Raw genomic sequence first — 16875 nt, 5'->3', positions numbered from 1 at the left:
GTCAGCTCGCCCCGTTCAGGCGGCCAGAAGTTCCTCGAGCACGACCTCGGCGGTCACGCAGACCAGGTTGCGACCTGGCACGATGCGGCCGGCGTTCACCGCGCCGCTGGTTTCCCCCACGACGCACGAGACGCGGGTTTCACCCGCCTCGGGCGAGATCTCGCCGAGCATCGTCAGGATCTCGACAGCCGGGCCACGCAGCTCGCGCTGCTGGCCGGCGCTGTTCTCGATCACGCAATCGATCAGGCTGCCCAGACCGCTGCGGATCAGGGCGCGCTCGAAGCCCAGTTCGGCGGCCGCCTGCTGCAGCCCTTCGACCAGATCCTGGTTGGGCCCGAGGCGGACGGTGGCCAGACGGCCAGTGCGGACCTCAGTGAGCACGGCGGTCATGGGACGTCTCCGATTGCGGGAAGAAGGTGGAGAAGCCGGTCTCCGGGTCGGCGGCCTGGCTGAAGCCGGCGCCGAGGTGCATCAGCACGCGGACGCCGCCGGCGCCAACGATGCATTTGCCGTTGTTCAGGTGTCCGCCATGTCCGCGACCATCCGTGGCCGCCAAGGCTCCGTGCAGGTGGATCAGCGGGCCACCCTTCACCGATGGGCCGAACGAGCCGGAGCCGCCGATCAGCCAGGCGCCGCCCTCGACATGGATCGGCGCGCCATAGTCGACGGCGCGGGGGCTGTCCGGATCGGGCAGGGCGACGTGGTACCAGGCCTCGCTGAGCGCACCGCCCAGCAGGCGGAAGGTCCCGCTGGCCTCGCCGGTCTCGGCGAACAGGCGCACGAGGCCGCTTTCCAGCGACTCGCCTTCGTGGATGGAGCCCAGCAGCTGGCGGCCTTGCGCGCCGAGCGCCGTCAGGACGCGGCCGTAGCGCGCGGGGCCGGGCTGAAGAACGCGCCGGGTTTCAATGACAGTCGCGCTCATGCGGGCGCGCCTGTTCTGGACCGAAGTCCGCATTGTGAAGCAAGAAAACTCGCCACCTGAATGTAACTCCCTTGGTCCACTAAATGGACCTTATATTTCTGTATCTTGAGTATTATCGCGCAGATTACGGGTGACAACCCGCAACTTCGGTTTGATATGACAAAAGTCAGTCAATCCAAGGTCCATAATATGGATTACTCAAAGGGAGAGCGTGTCGTGGGTTCGGTTGTTCAAGGCAAGGTTGCAGTTGTTACGGGCGGTGCATCGGGGATCGGGGCCGCCGTTGTGGACCTTTTGCGTGCGGAAGGCGCAATCGTGGTTGCAGTCGATCTGGCCGAGGCGAACGCTCCGCTGACGGATCAGGGCGGCTTTCTGCAGATGGATGTGTCCGATCCAGCGTCGGTCGAGGCGGGCTTCGAGGCGGTCGTCGCCGCCTGCGGTCGAATCGACGTGCTGGTGAACAGCGCGGGCATCGCGCGGGAACAGCCCTTCCTCGACACGCCGCTGGACGCCTTCGACAGGATCATCGCGGTCAACCTGCGCGGCAGTTTCATCACCGGTCAGGCGGCGGCGCGTCACATGGTCGCCAATGGCGGCGGGTCGATCATCAATATCGGCAGCGTCTCGGGCCTGCTCGGCAACGCCGGCCGCAGCGCCTATGGCGCGTCCAAGGGCGGGGTGACCACGCTGAGCAAGGTCATGGCCGTCGACCTCGCCGCGCAGGGCGTGCGCGTGAACGTGGTCGCGCCGGGGCCGGTGGAGACGCCGCTGGTGGCCCAGGTGCACTCGGCCAAGACGCGCGCGGATTGGGGCGTGCGCACGCCGGCCGGTCGGTACGGCACGCCCGAGGAGATCGCGGCGGCGGTGCTGTTCCTGGCCTCGGACCAATCCAGCTACGTCACTGGCCATGTTCTGACGGTGGACGGCGGCTTCATGGCTCAGGGTCTGCCGGCGCGCTGACCCGGTTCAGGTCGACAGAAAGCGGAGATAACGGCCGGCGGCCGGAAGGACGACCGAGCCGTGGTTCTCGTCCGGGAAGATCGTCAGGCCGGTTTCGATCCGGCCGGCGGTCTTCAACGCCTGATGGAGCTCGGTCAGCTCGCCTATCATGCGGCGGGCGGCCTTGGGTGATCCGGCGGGCGGGTCCTCCAGCGCGCCGGCCGCGAGGAACAGGCGGGGCGCGGGGCCGGAGAGGGCGGTCAGTCCGCTCCGGATCAAATCCGGGTTCCACCACAGGGACGGGCTGACGGCGCCGTGGGTGGCGAAGACGCCCGGGCGGGTCGCGAGGGCATGGAGGCTGAACAGGCCCGCCAACGAGTGGCCGAACAGGTGTCGGCGCGTCGGATCCAGCGGGGCCAGTTCACCCGCTAACGGCAGGACCTGATCGATCAGGAAGGTCACGAAGGCGTCGGCGCCGCCGGTCTCGCTCCGGTTGGCGGCTTTGTCGGCGACGGCCGGGCCGGGGGTGAAGTCCCGGGAACGCTGGGCGCCGTCATACAGGGCGTCGCCGTCGTGGGACACGCCGATGACGACGGTCGGCTGAACTCCGGACGTCTCGGCCCGATGGGCGAGGCGGCGTTCGGTGTCGGCGACCGACTGGAACAGGGCGCCGCCGTCCAGAACGATCAGCGACGGGAAGCCTTCGGGCGGCGGTGCGCTGTCGGGAACGGACACGCTGATGCGGTAGTCATGGCCATTGGCCTCGGCGCGTACGGTGCGCGTCCGGGCGCGTGGCGCGACCAGCGGGGCCCATGAGGAATCGTGGTGTGACGACCTGACCATTCCCCAGCGTAGCAGCGCCGGAAGTGTTCGTGTATTGCGACCCATTATCAGTCCGGGGCCCGATTTGACCGCTGCCACGCCTTCCCGATCCGGCGCCGACGTGCTCGGCGACTATCGCCGTTTGACGGCGCGACGGACCCTGATCGTCGTCGGCCTGCTGGTGCTGTGCGTCGTGGCCTTCCTGCTGGATCTGACGACCGGGCCGTCCTCGATGACGGCGGGGCAGGTGCTGCGCGGTCTGGTCGATCCGGGCTCGCTGACGGCGCCGCAGGCGGCGATCGTCTGGCAGGTGCGGCTGCCATATGCGGTGATGGCGGTGCTGGTCGGCGCTGCCCTTTCGCTGGCGGGCGCAGAGATGCAGACCATCCTGAACAATGCGCTGGCCAGTCCCTTCACCCTGGGCGTGTCGTCGGCGGCCTCGTTCGGCGCGGCGCTGGCCATCGTGCTGGGCTCGGGCGTGCCGTTCGTGCCGCAGGACTGGATGATCCCGATCAACGCCTTCCTGTTCGCCTTCGGCTCGGTGCTGCTGTTGCAGCTGATGTCGCGCAATCGCGGGGCGGGGGTGGAGACGGTGGTGCTGTTCGGCATCGCCCTGGTCTTCGCCTTCAACGCCCTCGTCGCCCTTTTGCAGTTCGTAGCCTCGCAGGAAGCGCTGCAACAGTTGATCTTCTGGACCATGGGCTCGCTGTCGCGAGCGACCTGGACCAATGTCGGCGTGGCCGCTCTGGTGGTGGTTCTGGTGACACCCTTCTCGCTTCTGGCCGCGCGAGGCATGACGGCGCTGCGGCTGGGCGAGGACCGGGCGCGCAGCTTCGGCGTCGACGTTTCGCGGCTTCGCATGGCGTCGCTGTTGCGGGTCAGCATTCTGGCGGGGACCTCGGTCGCTTTCGTCGGCACCATCGGCTTCATCGGTCTGGTGGGGCCGCACATCGCCCGCCTGCTGCTGGGCGAGGATCATCGCTTCCTGCTGCCGGCCAGCATGCTGACCGGCGCCCTGATCATGTCGCTGGCCTCGGCGGCGTCCAAGGCCATGGTGCCCGGAGCCATCATGCCGATCGGCGTGGTGACGGCGGTGATCGGCGTACCGGTCTTCCTGCTGCTGATCTTCCGTAATGGAGCGCGGGCGTGAGCGGCGGGCTGACGGTTTCGAACCTGACAGCCGGCTATGGCGGACGGACGGTGCTGCGCGACCTGTCGCTGCCGATGGCGGCGCAGGGCGAGGTGCTGTCGCTGATCGGTCCGAACGCGGCCGGGAAGAGCACGCTTCTGCGCGCGCTGGCGGGCCTGCATCCGGCCACGGGCTCGGTGATGCTGGACGGGCAGGAGCTGAACGGCCTGTCGCTGGCCGAGCGGGCGCGGTCGGTGACGTATATGCCCCAGACCCTGCCGCAGGGCGTGGCCCTGACGGTGCTGGAGACGCTGGTCAGCGCGCTACGGGCTTCCCCGGTGCAGGGCGCGATTTCTGGCGACGAGGCCGAGACGGCGCTGGCGGTGCTGGAGCGGCTGGGGCTGGAGGGGATGGCCATGCGCCGTCTGGACCAGCTGTCGGGTGGCCAGAAGCAGCTGGCGTCGCTGGCGCAGGCGGTGGTGCGCGGGCCGCGCCTGTTGCTGCTGGACGAGCCGACCAGCGCGCTGGACCTGCGACATCAGCTGCGGGTGATGAAGCTGGTCCGCGAGCTGGCCGTCGAGCGGGGTATGACGGTAGTCATGGTGCTGCACGACCTGCAGGCTGCAGCGCGGGCGTCGGATCGGGTCGTAGTGCTCTCGGAGGGCGTTGTCGCCGCCAACGGCCCGCCGGGCGAGGCGATCACGCCGGCCATTCTGGCGCAAGTCTATCAGGTCGAGGCGCGGGTCGAACGCTGCGTGCGCGGGACGCTGCAAGTGATGGTGGACGACATCCTGTAGGACGTTCAGCCTTCCGGCGGGCTCCAGACGAAGACGAGTTCGCCCTCGCGGTGGGCGAAGCGCTGGATGTGGCGCTCGATGATCTCTTCCAGCTTCGGCAGGGCTTCGGGATCGTCGGCGATGGCCCGGACCTCAAGCGACCGATCCCGGGCCGCCAGTTCACACGAGCGGCCGTCACCGAAGTCGATGGCGCCTTCGACCGGGTTGAACTCGACCTGGAATTTGTGCGCCCAGTGCTTGCAGAGCTGCTGGAGGTAGCGGGAGGCGTGCGGGGTGGCGACGTCGGCGCGGCTGAGGCTCATGGCGATACTCAACTGAAAAGAAAAAAGGCCCGGCCGCCTTTCGACGGCCGGGACAGTCGGGGAGGAAACCCGCCCTTACGGACGGATCAGGGTCACGGTGTCGCCCGCCGGATCGACCGGCACGGGCGTGCCCGCCGGGGCGTTGCGCGGCAGACCGCGGGCCTTGTTGGTCACATAGACGTGGTTGGTGTCGCGATCGATCGCGATGGTCTGCGGGAAGGTACCGGTCTGCAGGTTGGCGAGCACCGAATAGTCGGCGCCGTTGACGACGGTGACGGTGCCGGCCTGACGGTTGGCGACATAGACCTGGTTGTTGGCCGGGTTGTAGGCCACGCTGAGAGCGCCGGCGCCGGTGGCGAGGCGCTGGATCACCGAACCGTCCGAGGCCTTCATCACGGTCAGCTCGCCCGTGCCCTGGCTGGTCACGAACAGGCGGTCGTTGGCGGCGTCGTGAACGACGTTGATGGCGCTTTCCGTACCGGTCGGCCAGCGGTGGGCGACCTCGCCCGAGGCGAGGTTCACGACCACGACCTGGTTGGCCGACATGTCGGTGCTGAAGACGCGACCGCCGGCGACGTCCACGGCCAGACCGGTCAGGACGGCGTCGACGTCGATCTGACGCTCCAGCGTGTTGGTGGCGCCGTCGATGATCCAGATGCGGCTGGACAGGGTGTTGGCGCCGCGGCCGCCGACTTCCGAGACGTAGACCTTGTTGGCGGCCTCATCGACCACGACCTGGCGGACGTGGGCATTCTCGCGATCAGAGCCGATGTTGGCGACGACGCGGCCGGTCGACAGGTCGATGGCCGAGATCACGCCGGTGCGGGTGTCGGTGCCGTACAGGGTTTGGGTGCGGCTGTTCAGGGCCAGGCCGTAGAGCGGGTTGGCCGAGACGTCGATCATCTGACCCGGGGTGCTCAGATCGGCGCTGAGGCTGGCGATGGCGGCGGCGTTGGCGCCGCGCGGGCCGACGGCGGCGACCAGCACCGAATCGTTGGCCGGGTTGAAGACCAGCTCATACACGCCGCCCGGCTCGACCTTGACCGACTTCACGACGGTCGGGGCGTCGGCGACGGCGGCCGGCTGGGCCGGTTCGTTGAAGGCAGTTGCAAGGGCGGGGGCGGCGATGGACGCCATCAGCACGGCGGCTGCCGCGGCGGCGAAACGGTTGGTCTTCATCGGCTTTCTCCTAAGCACGGTCAAAAGGGGTCTTCGGGGAGGAAGGTCAGGCGGCCGAGAGTTCGGTCCAGTAGTCGCCGCGATAGGGCACGGCGAGGAAGCGGCTGTTGAGCTCGTCCAGAGTGGCGCGAGGGTTCAGGTCGGCGAACAGCTCGGGGTGAATCCACTTCGCCAGCACCTCGGTGGCGACGATGTCGATCGGCGAGTTGATCAACTGGTGCGACAGGCCGTGGGTGCGGCCGCCAGAGACGGCGCCCAGGTTGGCGATGCCGCGACGCGAGGCGACCTTGCGCAGGGACTCGCGCGAGCGGGCGGCGTCGTACTGCGGGCCGACCACATAGCCGCCGGCCTTCTCCAGATGCGGGCCGCCGGTGGCGATGTAGACGTCCGGATTGCGGTCGATGACAAACTCGAGGTTCAGCTTGCCCGAGGCGGTGTTCAGCACCTCCGCGCCGATGTTCCGGCCGCCGACGAAGGTGATGTAGTCGCCGACATTGCCCTGACCGACCGAGTTGCAGCAGTCAGGCGAGTTGCCGGCATGGGCCTCGAGGAAGACGGTTGGCTTCTGCGCGTCGGTCAGGCCGGCGACCTTGTCCGAGATGCGCTTCAGGCGTTCGGCGCGGAAGGCGTTGTAGGCCGTCGCCTGCTCCTCGCGCCCGACCAGCTTTCCGAGCAGGGACAGGGACTTCGCCTGGTTTTCGAACGGATGGGTGAAGAAGTCGATGAAGGCGACGGTGACGCCGGCGGCCTCCAGCTGGGAGACCTGGGCGTCGGTCGGGCCGGAGCCCAGCGAGACCACGGCCACCTGCGGACCGGCGGCTAGAACGGCCTCGACGTCGAAATCGCCGGCCGAGCTGGGGGTCTTGGGCAGGGTCGCCAGCGCCGGGGTCTTCTCCACGAAGGCGGCGTACATCTCGGGGCTGATGCGGTTCACGTCGCCGGCCCAGGCGGCCAGGACGCTGACCGGATCCGGATGGATCAGGGACAGGGCGATCAGGTAGCGCCCGTCGTCGATAGACAGCTTGCCGACGGGCGGAGTGATCGACAGGGCGCGGTCGCGCAGGTCGGTCAGGCCCCCGGTCGCTGCGGCGCCGCCCTGACGGTCGCAACCGGCAGCGGCGAGCAGCAAACCCGCTCCGGCGCCGGCGAACAGGATGCGGCGGTTCATGGTCGGCAGGGCCACGATCAGAACTCCACGTTCACGCCCAGCCAGTAGCGACGGCCGTCGCCCTGCTGGTCATAGGTGAGCACGTCCAGAACCTTGTCGGTGACGTTGTAGACGCCGGCTTTCAGCGACACGTTCTGGCGCACCCGCCAGTTCGCGCCGATGTCGACCAGGGTGTAGTCCGGATACAGGCGGCCGACCTGACGCGGGCCGACGAAGATGGGCTGGCCATTGGTCCCGACGCGCAGGCCGGCGTTGACCTCCTCGCCGCGATACGTGACCGAACTCCACAGGTTCAGGGCGTCGCTGACTTCGTAGTCCGCGCGGACGTTGGCCATGTGCTCGGGCGTCCGGCCCAGCGGCTGGCCGTCGTAGAGGCCGCCGCGCTGTTCGGAGTCGGTGAAGGTGTAGTTGCCCTTCAGCGTCAGGGCGTCGGTGGCCTGCCAGGTCGCGCCCAGTTCGACGCCTTGGATGCGGGCGTCGCTGACATTGTACCAGTAGTACAGCTGGTAGAGCGGGTCCTCGGACCAGCGCAGCACCTCGGACGGCACGTCGCAGACGCCGTTGTTGTTGGCGTCCGGGCCGCAGGCGCGGTCGAAGTCGATCTTGTCGGTGAAGTCGGTGCGGAAGACCGTGGCGTTCAGCGACAGGTCGGACGTCGGACGCCACAGGGCGTTCAGCTCGTAGCTGGTGCTGGTCTCGGGCTTCAGGTCCGGATCGCCGATGATGACGCCGCAGGCGCCCGCGCCGTAGTTGCAGTTGGCGCCGCCGGTCTCATAAGCATAGCCCTCGGCCACGGCGCGCAGTTCGGGGGCGCGGAAGCCGGTCGAGACGCCGCCCTTCAGGGTCAGGGTCGGATCGGGCGTCCAGACCAGATAGGCGCGCGGGCTCCAGTGGTCGCCGTAGCGTTTGTGGTCGTCCCAGCGCAGACCCAGCGTCAGGGCCAGGTCGTCGGTCAGGCCGATCTCGTCCTCGGCGAAGACGGCGCGCTGCCAGACGTCGAAGGTGGCGTTGACGTTGTCCCGGGCGCCGGGGTTCACATCGATCAGCTCGTTCTCGATGATCTGGCCGCCGAAGACCAGGTTGTGGTCGCCCAGCGCCGTGCCGGTCAGGGGCACGTTGAACAGGGCGTCCCAGACGGTGTTGGTGATCTCGGGCGCGCGGGCGCCGCGGATCAGCACGCCCTGGACGTTGGCGGTATAGGTCTCGCGCCGGGCCTCCTCGCGCAGGACGGACAGGGCGCTTGTCCCCCAGCTCCAGTTTCCGTTCCAGGCGAGGGAGAGGGCGTCGCGGCTGTGCTCGTTGCGGACGCTGCGGCCGGTCGGGGCGACGGTCAGGCCCGCGGTGCTGAAGCGCTCGATGCGGGCGACGTCGTACTGCAGCAGGACCTGGTGGTCGGTGTTCGGCGTCCAGGCGAGGCGGCCGGCGAGGTTGTACTCCTCCGAGCCCATCATGCCGGTGCTGCTGGGAGCGTTGTATATACCGTCCTCGTCACGCTCGAGTGTGCGGCCCCAGAGCTGCAGGCCGAGCTGGTCGCTGACCAGCGGGCCGCCGAGATAGAACTGGCTCTGATACCAGTCGCCGCTGTCGCTGCTTTCCTGCGAGACATAGTCGGCGCCGATGGAGCCGCCCCAGCGCAGCGGGACCTTCTTCGTGATGATGTTGACGACGCCGCCCAAGGCGTCCGAGCCATACAGCGACGACATCGGGCCGCGCACGACCTCGATCCGCTCGATGGCGCCGACCGGCGGCATGAAGTTCTGCTCCAGCCCGCCGTTGCCGTTCACTCGCGCCTCGCGCGTCGACTGGCGACGACCGTCTACCAGCGTCAGGGTGTAGGCGCCCGGAAGGCCGCGGATCAGGATGTCCTGAAAGTTCGAGCCCCCGCTGACCGACACGCCCTCGACGTCCCGAACGGCGTCGAACAGGTCGACGTAGGCTCGGTTCTCGAGCTGTTCGGCAGTGACGACCGAGATGGACGCCGGGGCCTGCTCGACCGTCTGGGCGCGCGTGGAGGCGGTGACGACGATCTCATCCAGCGCGGTGAGGCCCGCCGGAGCGGACTGGGCGAGGGCGGCGACGGGAAGGGCGCTGACGCCGGCGAGGAGGGTCAGGGCGAGGGGTAGGCGCGACATCAGGCTCGGCATCTGTAACAAGCGGAGCGGCACATTTAGTGCGAGTCAGTCGCAATAACAATTGCCGATGTGTCGCAGTCAGGATGATCGCTTGTTCCAGCAGTCGATGACGATCTCGACCGGATCCACGGGATACGACCCGGTGACCGCGACTGTTCGTTCCTCGCCGGCCGCCATGTCCAGGAAGTTGTCGCTGAAGCGAAGGTCGGGCCGCTTCGAGGCCAGCCCCACGAAGGCGAGATAGGCCGGGGCCTTGAGGCGGGCCTCAAGGCCGGTCGGGCCGGTCCTGCGCCACTCGACCTCGGGTCGGGCGAGGGGAAGGGAGAGGTCGCGGATCGGTCCGGGAAGCCGGCGGGCGGTCTCGAAGAGCCCGTTCATCGGGATAGCCCGCAAGACGCTGTCGGATCTGGTCGGCTTCGGGCCGCGCCAGATCACCGCGTGGCCGTGGGCAGGCGCCTCTATGCGAACCGCATGCCATTCGAGCTCGGCTCCCTCGAAAGTATCAAGCCGGACAATGGCTTCGCCGTTGACCGGCTTATCAGTGTCGTTGGTGATCCAGAGCTCGATCTGGTCGCCGGTGTCCCTGAACGAGGCCAGCACGGGCGCGAAGGCGCGGCGGACGGCGTGATACGAGGCCTTCTCGACGCCGTCGTGGTCGATCAGGCTCCAGCTGACGCAGGGCCAGCAGTCGTTGAGCTGCCAGAGCACGGCCCCGGAGCAGTGAGGACGGCGACGGCGGAAATGCTCGATGCCGAACTTCAGGCCCTCGGCCTGACACCACTGGGTGTAGTCGACGTAGTCGCGCAGGGTGGCGGGCAGGCCGGTGACGGGGGTCATCATGGCGTCGGCCTTGCGGGCCTCGTCCTTGATGCGGGCGAGGAAGCCCTCGCTTTCCGGGCTCAGGTCGGCGGGGTCCATCCAGCGTTCCAGCGTCTCAAGCGCGGGCGCCGCTTGCAGGCCGAACTCGCTGACAAAGCGGGAGAAATCCTCGGCGTAGCGGGGGTAGCCGACGCCTTCGGGCGAGGACTGGAAGTCGCCGATCATGACGTCGTCGGGGATCGGCGGGACGCCGTGCCAGACGGTCCAGTCATGGACGTCGCCGGATTTCATGCCGTTGGGATTTGATCCGCCCCAGGGGCTGCCGGGGCGGTAGGGGGTGGTGGGGTCGAGGCGGGCGAGGACCTCAGGTAGGAGATCGTCGTAGATGGCGAGGCCGGAGAGGGCGCCGTCCTCTCCGGATTTGTCGTTGTTTATCCGGTGCATCGCCTGGCTTTCGTTGTTGCCGCACCAGACGGCGAGACAGGCGTGATGGCGCAGGCGGCGGACCTGATCCTCGGCTTCCAGACGGACGGATTCGAGGAAGTCGGGGGCCTCCGGATAGTGGGCGCAGGCGAACATAAAGTCCTGCCACACCAGAAGGCCCTTCCGGTCGCAGAGATCGTAAAGGAAATCAGGCTCGTAGATGCCGCCGCCCCAGATGCGGAGCATGTTCATATTGGCCCGGACCGACTGATCGAGCAGCTGTTCGCAAGCCTGTGGATAAGTCTCTGCGACGAAGGAGGTCGAGGGGACCCAGCAGGCGCCTTTCGCGAAGATCGGGACGCCGTTCAGGATGAAGCGGAAGAAGGTCGCGCCCGGTTCGTCCGGGTCGGGCGACTCGTCGATGGCGATAGTGCGCACGCCGACGGTCTTCGTCGCCTCGTCGATCGTCTCGCCATTCCGGATCAGCCGGGCGGAGAGGACGTAGAAAGGCTGAGCGCCGAGGTCGGCGGTCCACCACAGTCGGGGGGAGGGCAGATCGACCGCAAGGTTGAGCCCGGCGTCGGCCGGGCCGGCGTGGCGGAAGGCGATGCGGCCATCCGGATCGGTCAGGGTGATCTCGACCGTGGCGCTATCAGCGGCGAGGCAGGCGAGCTCGATGCGGGCCGTGGCGTGGTCGGCCGAGGCGGTCAGGGTGGTGAAGGCGAGGTCGGCGAGGCGGGCGGCGGGACGGACCTCGAGACGGGCCGGCCGCCAGATGCCGACGGTGGGCAGGTCGGGGCCCCAGTCCCAGCCCCAGCCGAACTGTGCCTTACGCATGACGTTGCGACGCGAGCGGCTAACGCGGTCGGTGAAGGCGCTCCAGACGGGCAGGTCGCGATGCGGAGCGGCAAGGGCCGGCGGGTCGAAGCGGATGGCGAGGGTCTGGGTGGAGCCGGGCTTCAGATGGTCGGCGACATCGAAGGTCCAGCGGCGGAACATGTTATCCGCTCGGCCGATCTCCTGACCGTCGAGGTAGATCACGGCGAAGGTGTCGAGGCCTTCGAAGACCAGTTCAGCGCGGTCGCCGGGCGCCGGCTGCGGGGCGACGAAGGTGGTGCGCCACCACCACTCGCGATCGCGGACCCAGGCGGCGGCGGTCTCGTTGCGGCCCTGCCACGGATGGTCGAGGCGGCCGGCCTTCACGAGGGCGAGGTAGGTGTCGCCGGGGGCGGCGACCGGAATCCAGGTCTCGCCGCCGGTGGTCGCGGCGTCCTGACCCAAGCCCTCGCCGGGGGCGAAGTCCAGCAGGGTCCAGCGGTCGAGGGTGATCAAGACCGGCCTGCCTCGACGGAGGCGACGAAGGCCTCGAACTCGGCATTGGCCTTTTCGCCGGCGCCGATGAAGTAGTTGTGCCCGATGTCCGGGAAGGTCACGAGCCGGGCGTTCGGCAGCATCTCCGACAGGGCCTTTCCGGCCTCGTAGGGGACGGCGAGATCCTGGGTGCCGTGCAGGACCAGGGCGGGCAGGGTGATGGCCTTCACCTGCTCGGGCGTGATCGAATAGTCCTGGATGGCGTGAGCCTGGGCGAGCACGCCGTGACGGGTGAACGGGTCCTTCGCCAGAATGCCCATGTCGCGGGCGATGCGGTCGTCCGGCGCGGCGTCGCCATAGCCGTTCTTGAACTTGCTGGAGCCCAGCGCCTTCAGGATCGGCGTCGGCAGATTGTAGACGAGGTTCATCAGCCAGCGCGGCTTCGGCTTCAGGTCCGGCGTCTTGGCCATGGTGCAGCCGAGGATCAGCGAGCGGGTGCGTTCGGGATAGACGCGGCCGAACTCCAGGGCGATACCGCCGCCCATGGAAACGCCATAGACGTGGGCGGTCTGGACGCCCGCCGCATCGAGCACGGCGAGGGCGTCGGCGGCCATCTCGGCGACCGAGGTCCGGCGCGGCGAACCGCTCTGTCCCGTGCCGCGATTGTCGAACCAGATCAGGTGGTAACGGTCAGCCAGCGCCTCCATCAGGGGGTACCACATGGCCGAACTGTAGCGGTGGCCCATGATGAGCAGGATGGGCGTCCCCGACCCGCTCTCGTTCCACGCCAGACGCACGCCGTCGCGATCCAGAAACCGCATATCCGCCTCCCATGTACGCGGCTTGTGAGCTCTCACCGGAGCGCCGCTTCGGCCTCACAGTTCCTCAGGATCGGGACAGATGCAAGACATTCACTCGTGAGTGAATGAGTGTTGACGAGTTCCGGATTCGGTGGAACACCTTGCGGCATGGCGACGGAGATCGCCGAGGAAACGCTACAAGGACAGGGGGACCCATCATGGGCCGGAACATCTTGCTTTCGACGTCCGCTATCGCGCTGCTCTGGTGTGGGGCCGCCCAGGCCCAGGACGCCACGCCGCAGCCCCAACAGGACGAGGCTACCTCTCTGGGCGAAGTCGTGATCACCGCCGAGCGACGCACCCAGAACCTGCAGGAGACGCCGGTCGCGGCCGCCGTCCTGACCGGCGAACAGCTGGCCAGCAAGGGCGTCAGCACGGTCGAGCAACTGCAGTTCTCGATGCCGTCGGTGACGGTCCAGAACTCCGGTCAGGGCAACAGCTTCAACGTTCGCGGCATCGGCAAGACCGAGAACAGCTCGTCGATCGGCGTGGGTGTGATCACCTACCGCGACGGCGTCGCTGTATTCCCGGCCTACTTCCAGAACGAGCCCTTCTTCGACATCGCCAGCCTGGAACTGCTGCGCGGTCCGCAGGGCACCTTCGCCGGCCAGAACGCCACCGGCGGCGCGGTCTTCATCAACCAGCGCAACCCCGATCTGGACAGCGTCAACGGCTACATCACGGGGCAGCTGGGCAGCTACGATCATCTGCGGCTGCAGGGCGCGATCAACGTGCCGCTGAACGACACCCTGGCGGTGCGTCTGGCCTTCAACAACGAGAGCCGCGACAGCTTCTACAACGTCATCCAAGGCGGTTCGACGATCGCCACGCCGGGCGACGTCCAGAACGAGAGCTATCGCGCCAGCGTCCTGTGGCAGCCGACCGACGCCCTGCGCGTGCTGTGGAAGACCGACTACAACCACATCGATCTGGGCGGTTATCCGACCACGCCGGTCACCTCGACCGACAGCCTGTTCAACATCCGCACGAACGGCCCGGCCCGCGCCGTGGACGAGACCCTGCGTTCGGTGCTGAACATCAGCTACCAGTTCGACAACGGCCTGACCTTCCGTTCGATCACCGGCTATCAGGACGGCACCACCTCGGTGCGCGCCGACACCGACGGTACGGCGACCCTGCCGTTCACCTCGAACATCAAGGCCGACCAGCGTCTGTGGTCGCAGGAATTCAACCTGATCTCGCCGGACACGGGTCGTTTGAGCTGGGTTCTGGGCGCCTACTACCAGGACGACCTGATCACCTTCCCGCCGGGCCAGTTCACGACGACCCAGTATCTGTCGCCGACCCTGCCGATCCTCGTCGCGCTGACGCTGCAGGGCGAAAACCCCAAGACGACCGCGGCGGCCTTCGGTCAGGTCAGCTATGACCTGACGGACCGTTTCGAGCTTCAGGTCGGCGCCCGTTATTCGCGCATGACCGTCGAGAACGACGCCGTCAGCGCCATTGCGGCGCTGGGTCTGGCGATCGCGCAGAACGACCGGGTCGAGGAAGACAAGGTCACCGGCAAGATCGCCCTGAACTACACGCTGGACGACAACAACTTCCTCTATGGCTTCGTCGCCACGGGCTACAAGGCGGGTGGTCTGAACGGGCCGAACATCCTGGGCCTGCCGCCCGGTCCGTTCCAGGGCGAGGAGGTCACCGACTTCGAGGCCGGCTGGAAGGCCACGCACTTCGGCGGTCGCCTGCGCACCCAGATCGGCGGCTACTACAACATCTATGAGAACTTCCAGGTCATCATCGGCGACCCGACGGTCCCGACGATCACGACCATCGCCAACGTGCTGGGCGAGACGAAGATCTACGGTCTGGAAGCCTCGGCGCAGGGCCGCTTCGGCGCCCTCGGCTTCGATGCCGGCATCTCGGTGTCGCATTCGGAACTGGGCACCTTCTTCGCCGTCGATCCGCGCGGAACGCTGTCGGGCGGGTGCAATCCGGCGACGGGTCCGGCCTCGGCCAACTGCATCAACGTGGGCGGCAACGCCCAGACCTATGCGCCGGAGCTGACCTTCAACCTGGGCGTCGAGTACGACTTCAACGTCGGCGGCGGTCGCCTGACCCCGCGTGTGGACTACAGCCACATCTCGGACACCTGGGGCACCATCTTCGCCAACACGGCGCGCGGCGACCATCTGGAAGCCCGCGACATCGTCAACGCCCAGCTGACCTACGAGCCGGACAATGGCGACTGGCGCTTCCAGGCCTACGGCACCAACGTCTTCGACGAGCACTACATCGGCGCCGTGAAGGCCGGCCAGCGCTACGCCGCTCCGCCGCGCCAGTACGGCGTGCGCGTCACCCGAAGCTTCTGATGAACTGGGGGCGGGTCTCCGGGCTCGCCCCCGTCTTTTTGCTTCACGGATTTCAAGTACCTCGATGACCGTTCACCAGACCATCGACACGACCGGGGCGGAGGCCGCCACGGCGCGCTCCCGTCCGCTGGCCGCGATGGCCGACGGCATGCAGGCGTGGGACCTGACGGTCGACAAATTCTTGGTCCACGCCGCGCGCTGGCATCCCGATGTCGAGGTCGTGTCCTGCGACGTCGACGGCGAGACCACGCGCATGGGCTATGCGCAGGTGCTGGAGCGCAGTCAGAGACTGTCCGGCGCCTTGCAGGACCTCGGGCTGGAAAAGGGCGACGTAGTCGCCACCTTGGCCTGGAACACCCGGCCGCACATGGAGCTGTGGTACGCGGCGATGGGCGTGGGCATGGTGTGCCACACCCTGAACCCGCGCCTGACGCCCGAACAGCTGGCCTCGATGCTGGACCAGTCGCAGGCGACGGTTCTGGCTTACGGCGCCGGACTGGCGCCGCTGGCGCAGGGCATCGCCGCGCATCACCCGGGACTACGCCTGATCGCGCTGGACGAGGCGCAGGCCGGGGACGCGGCTGTCATCGACTACGAGCGTCTGCTGGCGTCCGGAGCCCCGGCCGAATGGGGCGGGTTCGACGAGCGCACGCCGGCGGGGCTGTGCTTCACCTCGGGCACGACCGGAGCGCCCAAGGGCGTCGTCTATACTCACCGCTCCAACTATCTCGTGACCCTGCGCTCGGTGCAGGCGGACTCGCTTGGGCTGGTCGCGCGGGACGTGGTGCTGGTGGCCGTGCCGATGTTCCACGCCAACGCCTGGGGCTTCCCGTTCTCCGCTCCGGCCACGGGCGCCAAGCTGGTCCTGCCGGGCCGTGTGACCGATGGCGCGCGGCTGGCGAAGCTGATCCGAGAGGAGGGGGTGACCCTGACCGCGGGCGTGCCGACCGTCTGGCTGGGTCTAGTCGATCATGTCGAGGCCAGCGGGGAGGGCGTGCCGTCGCTGCAGCGGATCGTGCTGGGCGGATCGGGCTGTCCCGAGGCGCTGATGAACCGCCTCGAGCAGAGTCTGGGCGTTCGCGTGCAGACCAGCTGGGGGATGACCGAGCTGTCGCCGACCGGGACCCTGTCGCCTCCGGACGCGCCGGCCCGGGCCTCGGGCGTGACCTCGATCGGTCTGGACATGAAGCTGACCGATGCGGAGGGCGTGGACCTGCCGCAGCAGCGCGGGGTCGTCGGGCATCTGAAGGTGCGCGGGGCCAGCGTGGTGAACCGCTACCTCGGCGCGCCGGCCCCGGCGCTGGACGCCGAAGGCTGGTTCGACACCGGCGATCTGGCGATGATCGACGAGACCGGCGCCCTGACTATTTCCGGACGCTCGAAGGACCTGATCAAGTCGGGCGGCGAGTGGATCAATCCGGCGGAAATCGAGGAGATCGTCGGCGCGATGGACGCCGTGTCCCTGACAGCCGTCATCGGCCGGGCAGACGACAAGTGGGGCGAGCGGCCGGTGCTGGTCGTCGAACTGCGGACGCCGGTCGAGGACGAGGCGTTCCGCGCGGCCCTGAAAGGCAAGGTCGCGCCGTGGTGGATGCCCGATCACATCCAGCGCGTGGACGCGATGCCGCTGGCCGCGACGGGCAAGATCGACAAGAACCGCCTGCGCGCCCTGTACGGTCAGGGATAATGGCGGCTTCCAAGTCCAGCCAAGCCGTCCGATCCTCCGGGGAATTGATTCC

General features: G+C 68.1%; 14 protein-coding genes. 5 read left to right on the top strand and 9 right to left on the bottom strand.

The features are described from left to right. Positions 1-15 precede the first annotated feature (15 nt). On the bottom strand, positions 16-390 hold the full coding sequence (locus ABDZ95_RS12990) for a PCC domain-containing protein (protein ID WP_343794380.1): 375 nt from the start codon (positions 388-390) through the stop codon (positions 16-18). Next, positions 371-922, bottom strand: a complete 552-nt coding sequence (locus ABDZ95_RS12985; RefSeq protein WP_343794379.1) for a PCC domain-containing protein — start codon at positions 920-922, stop codon at positions 371-373. Before ABDZ95_RS12985 ends, ABDZ95_RS12990 begins: the two co-directional genes overlap by 20 nt. 156 nt (positions 923-1078) lie before the next feature. Between ABDZ95_RS12985 and ABDZ95_RS12980 the strand changes: the two genes are divergently transcribed. Continuing rightward, the gene (locus tag ABDZ95_RS12980) at positions 1079-1882 is read left to right on the top strand and encodes an SDR family NAD(P)-dependent oxidoreductase (RefSeq protein ID WP_343794378.1); all 804 of its coding nucleotides are present in this window, start codon (positions 1079-1081) and stop codon (positions 1880-1882) included. 6 nt (positions 1883-1888) lie between these two features. Here the strand turns inward: ABDZ95_RS12980 and ABDZ95_RS12975 are convergent, their stop codons facing one another. Continuing rightward, positions 1889-2704 (bottom strand): alpha/beta hydrolase, encoded by an 816-nt coding sequence (locus ABDZ95_RS12975; protein WP_343794377.1) that lies wholly within the window; start codon positions 2702-2704, stop codon positions 1889-1891. 64 nt (positions 2705-2768) lie between these two features. Between ABDZ95_RS12975 and ABDZ95_RS12970 the strand changes: the two genes are divergently transcribed. Beyond that, complete coding sequence (locus ABDZ95_RS12970) at positions 2769-3833, top strand: FecCD family ABC transporter permease (RefSeq protein WP_343794376.1); 1065 nt, start codon at positions 2769-2771, stop codon at positions 3831-3833. After that, entirely contained in the window at positions 3830-4609 is a 780-nt protein-coding gene (locus ABDZ95_RS12965; RefSeq protein WP_343794375.1) for an ABC transporter ATP-binding protein, read from the top strand. Before ABDZ95_RS12970 ends, ABDZ95_RS12965 begins: the two co-directional genes overlap by 4 nt. A 5-nt stretch (positions 4610-4614) precedes the next feature. On the opposite strand, the gene ABDZ95_RS12960 is transcribed toward ABDZ95_RS12965, so the two are convergent. The 6 genes from ABDZ95_RS12960 to ABDZ95_RS12935 all read right to left on the bottom strand — a co-directional run bounded on the left by ABDZ95_RS12960 (position 4615) and on the right by ABDZ95_RS12935 (position 12764). Next, positions 4615-4911 carry a DUF2218 domain-containing protein gene (locus tag ABDZ95_RS12960; RefSeq protein ID WP_343794374.1) on the bottom strand — a complete coding sequence of 99 codons (297 nt, stop codon included), beginning with the start codon at positions 4909-4911 and terminating at the stop codon, positions 4615-4617. A 75-nt stretch (positions 4912-4986) separates the two neighbouring features. After that, the gene (locus tag ABDZ95_RS12955) at positions 4987-6090 is read right to left on the bottom strand and encodes a YncE family protein (protein ID WP_343794373.1); all 1104 of its coding nucleotides are present in this window, start codon (positions 6088-6090) and stop codon (positions 4987-4989) included. Positions 6091-6136: 46 nt separating this feature from the next. Further along, complete coding sequence (locus ABDZ95_RS12950; RefSeq protein WP_343794372.1) at positions 6137-7273, bottom strand: ABC transporter substrate-binding protein; 1137 nt, start codon at positions 7271-7273, stop codon at positions 6137-6139. A gap of 2 nt (positions 7274-7275) precedes the next feature. Continuing rightward, positions 7276-9390, bottom strand: a complete 2115-nt coding sequence (locus ABDZ95_RS12945) for a TonB-dependent receptor domain-containing protein (RefSeq protein WP_343794371.1) — start codon at positions 9388-9390, stop codon at positions 7276-7278. A 78-nt stretch (positions 9391-9468) separates the two neighbouring features. Continuing rightward, positions 9469-11964: a glycoside hydrolase family 2 protein gene (locus ABDZ95_RS12940; protein WP_343794370.1), complete on the bottom strand. Its 2496-nt coding sequence runs from the start codon at positions 11962-11964 to the stop codon at positions 9469-9471. After that, on the bottom strand, positions 11961-12764 hold the full coding sequence (locus tag ABDZ95_RS12935) for an alpha/beta fold hydrolase (RefSeq protein WP_343794369.1): 804 nt from the start codon (positions 12762-12764) through the stop codon (positions 11961-11963). The genes ABDZ95_RS12940 and ABDZ95_RS12935 overlap by 4 nt, the downstream gene beginning before the upstream one ends. 197 nt (positions 12765-12961) lie before the next feature. Between ABDZ95_RS12935 and ABDZ95_RS12930 the strand changes: the two genes are divergently transcribed. Both ABDZ95_RS12930 and ABDZ95_RS12925 read left to right on the top strand, forming a co-directional pair. After that, positions 12962-15136, top strand: a complete 2175-nt coding sequence (locus tag ABDZ95_RS12930) for a TonB-dependent receptor (RefSeq protein WP_343794368.1) — start codon at positions 12962-12964, stop codon at positions 15134-15136. Positions 15137-15200: 64 nt separating this feature from the next. Further along, positions 15201-16823: an AMP-binding protein gene (locus ABDZ95_RS12925; RefSeq protein WP_343794367.1), complete on the top strand. Its 1623-nt coding sequence runs from the start codon at positions 15201-15203 to the stop codon at positions 16821-16823. Positions 16824-16875 lie beyond the last annotated feature (52 nt).

Source organism: Brevundimonas kwangchunensis (genome assembly GCF_039523815.1).
Classification (GTDB): Bacteria; Pseudomonadota; Alphaproteobacteria; order Caulobacterales; family Caulobacteraceae; genus Brevundimonas; species Brevundimonas kwangchunensis.
Note: the sequence above shows the minus strand (reverse complement) of the source record. Positions and strands in the feature narration are given on the sequence as shown.

Bases quoted from the DNA above. Each gene is read 5' to 3' on its own strand.
- ABDZ95_RS12990 (WP_343794380.1), bottom strand. From the start codon at position 390: ATGACCGCCGTGCTCACTGAGGTCCGCACTGGCCGTCTGGCCACCGTC.
- ABDZ95_RS12985 (WP_343794379.1), bottom strand. From the start codon at position 922: ATGAGCGCGACTGTCATTGAAACCCGGCGCGTTCTTCAGCCCGGCCCC.
- ABDZ95_RS12980 (WP_343794378.1), top strand. From the start codon at position 1,079: ATGACAAAAGTCAGTCAATCCAAGGTCCATAATATGGATTACTCAAAG.
- ABDZ95_RS12975 (WP_343794377.1), bottom strand. From the start codon at position 2,704: ATGGTCAGGTCGTCACACCACGATTCCTCATGGGCCCCGCTGGTCGCG.
- ABDZ95_RS12960 (WP_343794374.1), bottom strand. From the start codon at position 4,911: ATGAGCCTCAGCCGCGCCGACGTCGCCACCCCGCACGCCTCCCGCTAC.
- ABDZ95_RS12955 (WP_343794373.1), bottom strand. From the start codon at position 6,090: ATGAAGACCAACCGTTTCGCCGCCGCGGCAGCCGCCGTGCTGATGGCG.
- ABDZ95_RS12945 (WP_343794371.1), bottom strand. From the start codon at position 9,390: ATGTCGCGCCTACCCCTCGCCCTGACCCTCCTCGCCGGCGTCAGCGCC.
- ABDZ95_RS12935 (WP_343794369.1), bottom strand. From the start codon at position 12,764: ATGCGGTTTCTGGATCGCGACGGCGTGCGTCTGGCGTGGAACGAGAGC.
- ABDZ95_RS12930 (WP_343794368.1), top strand. From the start codon at position 12,962: ATGGGCCGGAACATCTTGCTTTCGACGTCCGCTATCGCGCTGCTCTGG.
- ABDZ95_RS12925 (WP_343794367.1), top strand. From the start codon at position 15,201: ATGACCGTTCACCAGACCATCGACACGACCGGGGCGGAGGCCGCCACG.